The 12,302-nt window shown below is 50.8% G+C and carries 12 protein-coding genes and 1 tRNA gene; all 13 read right to left on the bottom strand.

Features of this window, described 5'->3' with window-relative positions:
- On the bottom strand, window positions 1–1,131 hold a 1,131-nt coding region (locus tag A1332_RS25730; RefSeq protein ID WP_197491511.1), incomplete at its 3' end, for a DEAD/DEAH box helicase family protein.
- Between the two features lie 22 nt (window positions 1,132–1,153).
- A complete protein-coding gene (locus A1332_RS25735) occupies window positions 1,154–1,861 on the bottom strand; it encodes a type I restriction endonuclease (protein WP_064009916.1) in 708 nt (235 codons plus the stop codon).
- Between the two features lie 257 nt (window positions 1,862–2,118).
- A complete protein-coding gene (locus tag A1332_RS18535; protein WP_064009917.1) occupies window positions 2,119–3,171 on the bottom strand; it encodes a PDDEXK nuclease domain-containing protein in 1,053 nt (350 codons plus the stop codon).
- Complete coding sequence (locus A1332_RS26370) at window positions 3,164–3,292, bottom strand: hypothetical protein (RefSeq protein ID WP_269454669.1); 129 nt, start codon at window positions 3,290–3,292, stop codon at window positions 3,164–3,166. The genes A1332_RS18535 and A1332_RS26370 overlap by 8 nt, the downstream gene beginning before the upstream one ends.
- Window positions 3,293–3,300: 8 nt before the next feature.
- On the bottom strand, window positions 3,301–3,735 hold the full coding sequence (hepT, locus tag A1332_RS18540; protein WP_064009918.1) for a type VII toxin-antitoxin system HepT family RNase toxin: 435 nt from the start codon (window positions 3,733–3,735) through the stop codon (window positions 3,301–3,303).
- A complete protein-coding gene (gene mntA, locus A1332_RS18545; RefSeq protein ID WP_064009919.1) occupies window positions 3,728–4,120 on the bottom strand; it encodes a type VII toxin-antitoxin system MntA family adenylyltransferase antitoxin in 393 nt (130 codons plus the stop codon). The genes hepT and mntA overlap by 8 nt, the downstream gene beginning before the upstream one ends.
- On the bottom strand, window positions 4,113–5,045 hold the full coding sequence (locus A1332_RS25740; RefSeq protein ID WP_064009920.1) for a restriction endonuclease subunit S: 933 nt from the start codon (window positions 5,043–5,045) through the stop codon (window positions 4,113–4,115). The genes mntA and A1332_RS25740 overlap by 8 nt, the downstream gene beginning before the upstream one ends.
- Complete coding sequence (locus A1332_RS18555) at window positions 5,045–7,264, bottom strand: type I restriction-modification system subunit M (protein WP_064009921.1); 2,220 nt, start codon at window positions 7,262–7,264, stop codon at window positions 5,045–5,047. Before A1332_RS18555 ends, A1332_RS25740 begins: the two co-directional genes overlap by 1 nt.
- Before the next feature lie 267 nt (window positions 7,265–7,531).
- Window positions 7,532–7,616, bottom strand: a tRNA-Leu gene (locus tag A1332_RS18560).
- A 16-nt stretch (window positions 7,617–7,632) separates the two neighbouring features.
- On the bottom strand, window positions 7,633–8,034 hold the full coding sequence (gene secG, locus A1332_RS18565) for a preprotein translocase subunit SecG (RefSeq protein ID WP_020485131.1): 402 nt from the start codon (window positions 8,032–8,034) through the stop codon (window positions 7,633–7,635).
- 21 nt (window positions 8,035–8,055) lie between these two features.
- Window positions 8,056–8,802, bottom strand: coding sequence for a triose-phosphate isomerase (gene tpiA / locus A1332_RS18570; protein WP_026603840.1), 747 nt, complete (start codon window positions 8,800–8,802; stop codon window positions 8,056–8,058).
- A gap of 54 nt (window positions 8,803–8,856) precedes the next feature.
- Entirely contained in the window at window positions 8,857–10,197 is a 1,341-nt protein-coding gene (gene glmM / locus A1332_RS18575) for a phosphoglucosamine mutase (RefSeq protein WP_064009922.1), read from the bottom strand.
- A 72-nt stretch (window positions 10,198–10,269) separates the two neighbouring features.
- Entirely contained in the window at window positions 10,270–12,186 is a 1,917-nt protein-coding gene (ftsH, locus tag A1332_RS18580) for an ATP-dependent zinc metalloprotease FtsH (protein ID WP_020485128.1), read from the bottom strand.
- Window positions 12,187–12,302: the final 116 nt, after the last annotated feature.

Genomic DNA, 12,302 nt, shown 5'->3' on the forward strand with positions numbered 1-12,302 from the left:
CCAGATTTGACTATTTCTCTCAAACCCCAGCTTATACCGCACAGCATGTTCCCGCGAGCCAGTCACCACCATCGCTTTGGCCCGACCACCGATTTTATGGCGGGTATGGGTGCGAAAATGCTCGACGATGACTTCAACTTTTTGCGCAATCTCATAATCATGAAACGCGACAAAACGCGCTAGCGCCTTTGCGGCCTTGCGGCGCGGCACTTCAGGATCTTGTTCTACCTTTTGAATCAGCTGGTAATAGCGTTTGTAGCAGGTGTAGTTTTCCAACACATCATGGATGAAGCCTTCTTCGATGGCTTGCCGCATGCTGTAATGGTGGAAAGGCGCCGCGCCAGTGGGGCCAGGTTCGTCAAATACCGCCAAGGTTTTAAACTTGGGTGTGGCAGTGAACGCAAAATAACTCAAATTGGGTTGTTTGGTACGCTTCAGCTGTTCTCGCAGCATTGCCTTTTTGGCGTCCTCGCTTAGCGCGTCATCATCCAACTCCAGCAACTGCTCGGCAATTGCGGACTCGATCCCGTCCCGATTCAAAATCTTGCGCAGCTCCATGGCTGTTTCACCGCTTTGCGAACTGTGGGCTTCATCCACAATCACTGCAAAACGCTTGCCGGCGGTTGAAATGGCAATCGCTTTGCCGTTCGCTTCCAGCGTGCGTATGGCTTGGGCGATAAACGGGAATTTCTGAATAGTGGAAATGATGATGGGCACACCACCGGCCAAGGCCTTAGCCAACTGCTGGGTATCTTCATCGATTTTCTGTACCACCCCCAGTTTGTGCTCAAACTGGAAAATGGTGTCCTGCAACTGCTGATCCAACACCAGCCTGTCGGTAATCACCACCACCGTATGGAAAATCTTCTCGTCGTTAGCGTTATGTAAACTGGATAAACGATGTGCCAACCAGGCAATCGAGTTGGATTTGCCGGAGCCCGCCGAGTGCTGAATCAGATAATTGTGCCCGGAACCCTGGCTTTGGGCGTGATCGGTCAGTGCCCGCACGGCATCCAACTGGTGATAGCGCGGAAAAATCATGGTTTCCTTGCGATGCCTTTTGATACCTTTCTCGGTCACCACAGTCTTTTCTTCCACATCCAAATGGATGAAGCGGGCGAGAATCTCCATCAAGCTGTCCCGAGTCAGCGCTTTATGCCATTAGATAGCTGGTGCGCACATCACCCTCTGCGGGCGGATTGCCGGCGCCGTGGTTATGCCCCAGATTGAACGGCAGAAAGAAGGTATCCTTGCCTTCCAGCTTGGTGGTCATATACGCCAACTCGGTATCGACGGCAAAATGCACCAAACAACGTTGCTTAAACGCAAACAACAACTCCTTGGGATCGCGTTCATAGCGATATTGAAACTTGGCGTTTTCGACATTCCAGTGAGTCGCCGACATCGGATTCTTCAACTCCAAGGTCACCACCGGCAAGCCGTTGACCGCCAACACCACATCAGGAATGGCGCCACTCTTGGTTTTGACCTGGCGAGTGATGGTCAGGCGATTGTCGGCGTAATTGTTAGCAGCCAAAGGGTCTAGTCCGGTATTGGGCGCAAAATAGGCGATCCGCACCGTTTTACCTACACACTTAAAGCCTTCTCGCAGCACCGCCAAAGAGCCCTTGGCCGCTAACTCTTTAACCAAGCTGTCCAGCAACAGCGCCTCGGCCTTACTCGAATCAAGCTGGGTCAAGCGAGCCCAGATTTTAGCTTGGGTCTTTTGCACAAAGGCGATTGTCTCAGCCGGAAACAGCGCGATGTCCGGGTCATAACTTTTCGGATCGCCTTTCGCGTAGCCACCGCTGCTAATCAGTACCTGCTCAATGTCGTTTTCGAAGTTGATTTCCTTATGCATGGGTAGTCTCGGTATAGTGAATGATCCATCAAAAGTTAACGTTTGCCTTACCTTATCGATTTCCTTATGTAAAGAAAACGCATTTCCCTTACCTAATGAATGTCGGAGCCTGCCAGTTATGGTTTGGATGCTCTATACACGGCAATTGTGCAAGTACCGCTTGCACAATTGATTACAATGTCAGTTTGAAAGTCGTGTCTTAATGCACGGCTTCCTCTAGCAAATCGTCCAACACATTGTTGGACAATGAGCTTAAGTCAGTCATCCGAACCTGTGCTGCCGTCCTCGGGCAAATCAGTCAGCTCCTGCTCAATCTCTTCAATGGTTGGCAGACTGCTGCTCAGTTTTTCCGGCAGGCTACGCACCAGTTCGTACTCGGCAACGCCAATCGGCTTATTAATGCCCGACAGCGCATATTCCGCCACCAGCCGATTTTGCGTCTTGCACAGCAATAAGCCTATGGTGGGATTGTCGTCTTCGGCTTTAATCTGCGCATCCACCGCCGAAAGGTAAAAGTTCAACTGACCGGCATGCTCCGGCTTAAACGCCACCGCCTTCAGCTCCACTACCACATAACATTTCAGCCGAATGTGATAAAACAGCAAGTCGATGAAAAACTCATCGCCCGCTACCTCCAAGCGGTGCTGCCGCCCCACAAACGCAAAGCCAGTACCCAACTCCAGCAAAAAGTGAGTGATGTGGCGGATTAACCCGTTTTCGATCTCACGTTCGTGAGCTTCATCGCCCAAGCCCAAAAAGTCGAACAAATACGGGTCCTTCAGCGTCTCCTGCGCCAAAGCCGATTGCGGCGCTGGTAATTGCACTTTGAAGTTGGTCACAGCTTGCCCTTGACGAGAGAACAACTGATTTTTGATGTGACTATCCAACGCACTGCGCGACCAGCCCTGTTGTACTGTTTGCAGGGCATACCACTCGCGCTCATTCGGGTTTTGAACGCGGGTCAGCAGTGTCACAATATGAAACCATGGCAATTGGGCAGCAGGCTGCTGCCCAATTTGCTGGTTCGGGCAATGCTCGGCAAAGTAGCGCATGTATTTGAGGTTGCGCGTGGAAAACCCTTTGATTTCGGGAAACGCCTCTCGCAAATCCCGCGCCAAGCGCTCGATGACTTTAGCCCCCCAGCCTTGCTGCGTTTGACGCGTCAGAATATCTTGACCAATTTGCCAGTACAGCAACACCAACTCACGATTGACTGCCAGCGCGGCGCGTTGTTGGGCGTTGTGAATGCGGGTTTTCAGCTCAGTCAGCCAAGCTGGATAGTCGGCGGGCAAAGGCACGATGTCAGACATGGGCTGGCTCCTGTTGCTCGAATGGCGGTGGAATTTGGAAACCACCTTTGCCGATTGTTCCGGTGACTTGGAGGACAAACCCAAGCCCGATGCTGTTTGGATCGTTGACTTTCTTGGGCATGATGCGGCTTATCCTTGTGGCTTGGACTGACTTGCATCCCGCAGCAATAACGCTTGGCTGTATTGCAGAAATTCGTCCAGATGCTTGTCAATAATAGCCACCGTGATGGGCAACTGTAATGCCTGATAGTCATGCACGGCAATATTACGGAAACCCACCATGCGTTTAAGGTTTTCAGCCAATGCAACTTCGATCCAACCGCCTTTTGCAAGCAGGTTAAATACATCGCGGGCACTTTGCGGGATGCCTAGTTTTTCGCGTCGAATCAAATGCTGGCCCATATCCAGCGCGGCTTCACAGGCTCGTTGAATATTGAGAATGGCGGCGTCTTGCCTACTGTGGTTTTGGGCAAAAGTATCCGGGTCGGCGGCATATTCTTCGCGCGCCCGCCTGACGCAACGCTCAATCGTTGCCGCTTTATTCAGTAAAACATCATCAGCCATAAATACTGCCCCTGTGTTGGATGTCCTCGATTAACGCCGCCCGCGCCGTATCCAGCGCAGTTTTTTCACTCAACACCGCCGCCTCAAACAACGCAGCTTGCGCATCTTTTTGCCACCAGCGTTCGCCCGTCGTGATGATCTGGTATTGCATAACCGTAGAAGCCGCCCGCAAATCGACCAGATCAACCGCGCAGCCGGTTATATCCGCCAGCTTTCCGGCCAGATCAAACAGTAAAACCGGGTCGGCGTAACCTGCCACCAAAACCGCCAAATCCAGATCGCTGCTTGCCGTTGCGGTGCCCCGGATACGGCTGCCAAAAGCATACAACGCCAGCAAGCCGCCAAGCTGTGTTTGCACAAGGTTTAAGAGAGTTGCTTTATTCATGCCATTCCCTTACGTCGATTTTGCCGGTGACGGCGTTGGTGATTAGGGCGGAGCGGTATTCCCTAAGTTTGTCGATTGCAGACTTAGTCTTTATTGTTTGTTTTTCAATCTGATCTTCAACTATACCTGTGTACCGACAAATCGCGACTTGTTCAACGGAAGAAGGAAGTGCGATTCTCTTGCTTTTAACCATTTCCCCTGTAATCAAAGGCTGTGCATTCTTGTTTGCATAATCATTCAGACCTATGGCTTCCAGTGCCAAAATCAAAAACTCTGCCGAGACTTCATCAGAGATGATTTTTACTCTGAGCGCGTTATCTGTAACCCACGACGGTTCTTTAATGAAATGCACATTTCCGCAATAAGCACCAACGCGCGCGATGGCTTGCTGCTCTTCGAGTGGAGGTAAAGCCATGCGAATGTTTGAAATAACACCCATACCAATATTTTGCTGAGTTCCATAACTCCAGCTTTGCTCTACAGAATAAAAAAATGGCTTAGATTTCAAAACAAAGAAAATGAAATCAGACGATGCTTTTTCCGCATGAGGTCTAAGCACAGCAAGTGGTGACCAAATATTAAATTCATCATGAGTATGAACACGCGCAACAGCTCCAGTTGTCGCACCCGATTTAACCATATAGACATCACCAAATTTCGGCTTGTACTTTTTGGAGAATATTTCATGGTCTTCAACGGATATGTAGCCCCTTTTCCTATCGAAGTCCAAACGGTCATTTTTTACCGACTCTGCCGACAAAAATGGAACACCTTCTGGATAAAATGTTGGTGTGCTATGCGGTCCATCCGTGATCGGCATATCCAACGAAAACTTTATCGGAATAACTTTCCAATCCTCAGGAATTTCGCCAAAACAATCCAATCCTGAAAGTTTATATTTTGGATATGACGTAAATTTAGTCATCACACCACCTCAGCCAGCATGGCCATAATGTCTTTTTCCAGCTGACTAATTTCGCCAGCAATTTCCTCCAGCGGACGCGGCGGCTGGTAGACATAGAAGTGTCGGGTCAGCGGAATTTCATAGCCAACTTTGGTTTTGTCGTGAGCTATCCAGGCATCCGGCACATGCGGCAGGACTTCGGCCTTGAGGTAATCTTCGCAGTGGTCTTTGACCAACGTTAGCAGCTGGTCGTGGCCGGTTTCGTTATCGTATTTAAGCGGCAGCGGCAAGCTGATGTCATCTGGCAACGCTACGATTTCAGTATCACGAAGCTCGGGATCGGGTTCGGGATTACCTTTGGCATCCAGGCAAATGTCTGCATTAGGATCACGCTCCGACAGCGCCGCCAAAATAGCTTTTTTGAGCGGTGCGCCAAGCTTGACGCCGGCATCTTGCAAGGTGTCGGCGAGCAGGGATTCAAATTCGGCGCGGTTGAAATAAAGTGTTTCACTTTCCACCTCGTGCAGAGCGGCTTTGATCACGGCTTGCATTTCTTGTCCGGCAGCGACTTCGGCGCGATAGGCAGTATCGTCCTTGCGCTTTTTACTGCTGGCAAGGTTGACGAAGGCGCTTTGCTCATCCAGTCTGGCAATGCGCTCGGGGCTGACTTGGAAATTTAGGCGTAGTGGGCGTTCGACGGTGATTTTGAGAAAGCCGAAGTCTTGGTTATTAAACAGTTTGCTGCACACCCGGTGCTGGGGTTTGCCGTCCACAATGACCTCACATTCCGCATCCTGCTCGTGTTCGGCATACAGGCGCACCAGAGCCTTGATGTGGTCGTCTGACAGCTCGTTGCGCTTATTGCCCAAGCTCTTGTCCATTTTTTTGAAATGCCGGGTACCGTCAATCAACTGCACCTTGCCCTGGCGGTGGGCGGGCTTTTTGTTGGTGACGATCCAGACGTAGGTATAAATGCCGGTGTTGTAGAACATCTGGTCCGGCAGGGCGACGACGGCATCGAGCATATCTTGTTCGATGATCCAGCGGCGGATATTGGATTCGCCCGAACCGGCGTCGCCGGTGAAAAGCGGTGAGCCGTTAAACACGATGGCGATTTTGGAGCCATCGCCACCGGTTTTTGGCGGGTTGTGCATTTTGGAAATCATGTGCTGCAAAAACAGCAGCGAACCGTCGTTGATGCGTGGCAGGCCCGCGCCAAAACGACCTGAAAAGCCTTGGTCTTCATACTCTTCGCGCACGAAGTCTTCTTCCGGCTTCCACTCCACGCCGAACGGCGGATTGGCCAGCATATAGTGGAATTTTTTGCCCTGGTGGCCGTCGTGCGGCACGAAGCCATTGGTTTTATTTTTGGCGTCTTTGATGCCAAGCGTGTCGCCGTAGATCAGGTTGTTGATCGGCTCGTCCTTGATCAGCAGATCGGCACAGCAAATGGCGTAAGACTCAGGGTTATATTCCTGGCCGAATAGTTCGATGTTGGCGTCCGGATTAAGCCCCGTGGTAAAGCCGTCACCGCAGATGAATTTTTCCGACTCCGACAACATGCCCCCCGTACCGGCGGTGGGATCGTAAACGCTGCGGTAAATGCCTTTCTGGTAGATGCCTTCCTCGCCCGTGAACAACAACTGCACCATCAGACGAATGACTTCACGCGGGGTAAAATGATCCCCTGCCTCTTCGTTGGCTTGTTCGTTGAACTTGCGCACCAGCTCTTCAAACAAATAGCCCATTTGCAGATTGCTGATGGCTTTGGGTGATAGATTGATTTCCGCCGAGCAGAATTCTTTAATGATCAGGAACAGGCGGTTGGCTTCGTCGAGCTTGGCGATCTCGGTCTCAAATTCGAACTTGTCGAAGATGTCGCGGGCACGAGGCGAAAAGCCCTGGATATAAGCAATCAAGTTACCGGCGATGTTAGGCGCATCGCCCAGCAGTTTTTCAAAAGTAAAACCGCTGGTGTTAAACAACTCCTGCTTACGGTCATTCGCGGCAATCCGCGAAAGCGCCTTTTCCAGCGCTGGACCGGTGATGCCTTTTTCCTCAAGCCGCTTTTTTTCATCCAGCACCTGTTGCTTGTTTTCCGCTAACACCAAATCAAAGCGACGCAACACAATCAAAGGCAGCATCACGCGGCGGTACTGCGGCGGACGATAAGGGCCGCGCAGCTTGTTGGCGATATTCCAGATGAAGCCGACTAGGTTTTGGTGCTGGTTGTTATCCATGATTTTCCCGTTGTTATTCAGTCCGTTCGCACATTGTGCTTATTTTTCTTACGTCGAGGCACTTGCCGAAAATCAATATCTTGGCTTAGTCTCCAGCGTACGCCTACCGTCCACTCAGCAACTTCTCTACAGGCAGGCTTGAGCAGAGTAGCAAAAAACAGCACATATAGAGGGTGTCCCGCTGCATATCGCTGGACAATAAAAAACCCGCCAAGCCAGATAACTTGCGGGTTTTTGCACTTCTTTGCACTTCCGTGCATCTTCAAATGGTACCGACGGGCGGACTTGAACCGCCACGACTTGCGTCACCACCCCCTCAAGATGGCGTGTCTACCAATTTCACCACGTCGGCTTTATTTGTTGCGAACTTACTTTGCCGCTGGTTTTTCGACTTCTTTGATAGCCGGCGCTTCAGGTAAGGTAAGGTCCTGAATCGGTAAGCTGCCGTCTGCGGGCATGCCTTGTGTTAGCGGCACATCAGACTTCACTGGTTCAGCAGCAGGCGTCGAATCCAATATGACGTCGGTTTTTTTACCTTGATAGCCGCTTAAGACTGCCAAGCCTAAGCTGGTAATAAAAAACAAGGTGGCGAAAATAGCAGTGGTTCTGGACAAAAATGAGGCAGAACCTTGGGCGCCGAATACCGAACCGGATGCGCCACCGCCGAAAGTCGCGCCGGCATCGGCGCCTTTTCCTTGTTGCATCAGGACTAAGCCAACGATGCCTATACCCAGGAAGATATGAATAATTATTATAATTTGGTACAACATAAAGACCTTAATCGGATGAAACTAAACCGAATGGCAAATTTGCAGGAAGCCTTTTGCATCCAGGGATGCGCCACCCACCAAACCACCATCAATGTCGGGCATCGCAAACAAGCCTTTTGCGTTATCTGGCTTGACGCTACCGCCGTATAAAATTTGTACTTTTTCCGCGATTACCGGATTTCTATCGGCAATCCGTTGACGAATGTACTTGTGCACTTCTTGCGCTTGCTCATCGGTCGCCACTTTACCGGTGCCGATAGCCCAAACAGGTTCGTAGGCGATGACGGCGGTTTCGAACGCTTCGATGCCTGCGGCGGCAATCACTGCGTCCAATTGCTCGTCTACCACTTGGAAGGTTCTGTCTTGTTCGCGCTCTTCCAGAGTTTCACCAACACACAGCACAGGCACTACGCCTTTGCTTAGGGCTTGGCAAAAACGTTTGGCAACCGATTCGTTGGTATCGCCGTAATAACTGCGACGCTCGGAGTGACCAACCAATGCATATTTGCAGCCGACTTCGCTCAGCATTGCCGCTGATACTTCGCCGGTATAAGCACCGGACGCTTGGTCGGCAACGTTTTGCGCGCCAAGTGCGATAGGGGATGCAGCCAATACGCTACGAATATCTGACAAATAGACGAATGGAACGCAAACCGCGACTTCTTGCTGAACATTACCAAGACCATCAGCTAAAGCTTGAGCAAGTTTTTGCCCATCTTCCAGCGAGCCGTTCATTTTCCAGTTACCCATAATCAAAGACCGTCGCATTACATCCTCCGAGCTAAATAAGACCGCATATAATATCGATTTAAACCTTTTAGTTCAAGCCGGAATCGCTTTCTTGACATCAGCAGCAAGTTGGTTTGCAAACCTCACCACCTCGTCTTCGTCAACGCCTTCCACCATCACTCTGATCAAAGGCTCGGTGCCGGAGGATCTCAGCAAGACCCTGCCCCGGTCTCCCAGTTTTTTCTCTACTGCTTCCACGGCTTTTTTGATGCTATCGATCTCTTCTATTTTGACTTTTTTATCGGTTTTGACATTCACCAATACTTGCGGGTATTTGCTCATACCGGATTTAAGTTCGTTCAGACTTTTGCCGGTACGTTGCATTTCCGCGAGTACTTGCAAGGCGGAAACAATACCGTCGCCGGTGGTGGTTTTATCCAGACAGATGATGTGCCCGGAACCTTCACCACCGAGCATGCCTTTATGCTCAGTGAGCATTTCCATCACATAACGGTCGCCCACTTTAGCGCGCAGCAGTGGCACACCGACGGCTTTCAACGCATGCTCCATGCCCAGATTCGACATCAGGGTGCCGATCACGGGGCCGAACAGCTTGCCTTCTTCCAGGCGGGATTTAGCGATGATGTAAATCAACTCGTCACCATCGACTATCTCGCCTTTGTGATCGACCATGATAATCCGGTCGCCATCGCCATCCAGCGCTATGCCCAGATCGGCGCGAAATTCGAGTACTTTAGCGGCCAGATTTTCCGGCTTGGTCGCCCCGCATTCGTCGTTGATATTCAAACCATCCGGTTCAGCACCAATCGTAACCACCTCGGCCCCGACTTCACTGAATACATGCGGCGCTATATGGTAAGTCGCGCCGTTGGCGCAATCGATGACGATCCGCATGCCTTTAAAGTCCAATTGCGGTGGCACGGTTGCTTTACAAAATTCGATGTAGCGGCCGGCGGCATCGCTCACCCTTTTCGCTTTACCTAATTTTGCCGATTCGACCGTAGTCATTGGCGTATCCAGATACTGTTCGATCTGGTGCTCAACGTCGTCCGGCAATTTGGCGCCGTCCACGGAAAAAAACTTGATACCGTTGTCGTAATACGGATTGTGAGAAGCACTGATTACGATACCGGCTTTGGCTCGTAAGGTTCGAGTCAAGTATGCGATGCCTGGGGTAGGCATAGGTCCCAACAAGCGCGTATCCACACCGGCCGCAGACAAACCCGCTTCAAGCGCTGACTCGAACATGTAGCCGGAAATCCGCGTGTCTTTGCCCAACAATACAAAGCCACTGCCTTCCTTGGCAAACACTCTGCCTGTCGCCCAGCCCAGCTTTAGCATAAAGTCGGCAGTGATGGGGTATTCTCCGACTTTGCCGCGAATACCGTCGGTACCGAAATATTTTTTTGCCATACTCAAAACTCTCTTAACTAAATCCCAAAAAAAAGAGAGGCCGGAGCCTCTCTCGCTTTTGCCGTTAAGGCATCAGCCCTGCTCGGCCGCGCCTCCGATCGATGGGTCGGTATCTTTCTGATCCCAATGATCACTTTTGATACCGCCGCTGGAAGACGGGGTGTCGTCCCAACCTTTTGGCTCTCTTACCGGCTTTCTTTCCATCAAATCATCGATTTGATATTTATCGATGGTTTCGTACTTCATCAAGGCATCAGCCATTGCATGCAGAATGTCTTCGTTTTCTTTCAGAATCGTTTCCGCTCTTTCGTAATTTCTATCAATAATAGACCGGATTTCTTCGTCAATGGTGTGCGAAGTCTCTTCCGCCACAGATTTATGTTGGGTTACGGAGCGGCCCAAGAAAATTTCGCCTTCTTCTTCGCTATACGCCAATGGTCCAAGACGTTGCGACAAGCCCCATTTGGTCACCATGTTTCTGGCCAACTCGGTAGCACGTTCGATGTCATTGGAAGCACCGGTAGACACTTGTTCCCAGCCAAAAATCAGTTCTTCAGCAATCCGGCCGCCGTATAGACTGGAAATCATGCTATCCAGTTTACGTTTGCTGGCGCTGTATTGATCGCGTTCCGGCAAGAACATTGTCACACCCAGCGCACGCCCGCGCGGCATGATGCTGACTTTGTAAACAGGATCGTGTTCTGGCACCAAGCGACCAACGATGGCATGACCGGCTTCGTGGTAGGCGGTCATTTTCTTTTCTTTCTCGTCCATCACCATGGAGCGTCTTTCGGCACCCATGATCAGTTTGTCCTTGGCTTTTTCCAAGTCCACCATGCTGACCAAACGCTTGTTATAACGCGCTGCGAACAAGGCAGCCTCATTAACCAAGTTAGCTAAATCGGCACCGGAGAAACCTGGCGTACCTTGGGCGATGTACTTGATTTTGACATCGTCCGCCGCCGGCACTTTTTTCAGATGCACGTTAAGAATCTGCTCACGACCTCTGACGTCGGGCAATCCAACTACCACTTGACGGTCGAAACGACCTGGACGCAATAACGCTTTATCTAGCACGTCGGAACGGTTGGTTGCCGCGATAACGATAATACCTTCGTGGCCTTCGAAGCCGTCCATCTCAACCAATAACTGGTTCAAGGTTTGTTCGCGCTCGTCGTTACCGCCGCCTAATCCGGCGCCACGTGAACGACCGACCGCATCGATCTCATCGATAAAGATGATGCAAGGTGCATGTTTTTTGGCTTGTTCGAACATGTCACGTACCCTTGAGGCACCGACACCGACGAACATTTCCACAAAGTCCGAACCGGAAATAGTGAAGAACGGCACTTTGGCTTCGCCGGCAATCGCTCTGGCCAACAAAGTTTTACCGGTACCTGGAGGCCCAACCATCAAAGCGCCACGCGGCACCTTGCCGCCGAGCTTTTGGTATTTCGCCGGGTCTTTAAGGAAGTCAACCATTTCTTCGACTTCTTCCTTAGCCTCATCACAGCCCGCCACATCGGCGAAAGTCACCTTGTTTTGATCCTGATCCAACATTCGCGCTTTGCTTTTACCAAAACCCATCGCGCCGCCACGACCACCCACACCGCCGCCTTGCATCTGCCGCATGAAGAATACCCAAACGGCAATCAGCAACAAAATCGGGCCGAATGACACGAATATTTGCATCAGCATGGAAGGTTCTTCGGGAGGCTGAACGGATATTTCCACACCGTTAGCCAACAGATCGTCGATCAAATGCGGATCGTTAGGCATATAAGTTTTAAACTTATCGCCTGAGACCATTTTGCCTTTGACAGTATTATCGGAGATCGCAACCTGCTGAACTTGTCCAGCTTTGACAGCGTCGATCAATTGCGAATACGAAAAAGTCGCGTCGCTACGAATCGCCCGCGACCCGAAACTGTTGAATACAGCCATCAACACTACGGCGATGACCACCCACAAAATTAAATTTTTAATCATATCGCTCAAGTTACGCGCTCCGGCCTGGATTGGCCTCAAAATTTAAAAACCGAGTAATTGTATCAGGACTACTCGCATCCCACCGCCATCATAGCCCTATGAACGGCGACTATCGC

Source organism: Methylomonas methanica, assembly GCF_001644035.1.
Classification (GTDB): domain Bacteria; phylum Pseudomonadota; class Gammaproteobacteria; order Methylococcales; family Methylomonadaceae; genus Methylomonas; species Methylomonas methanica_A.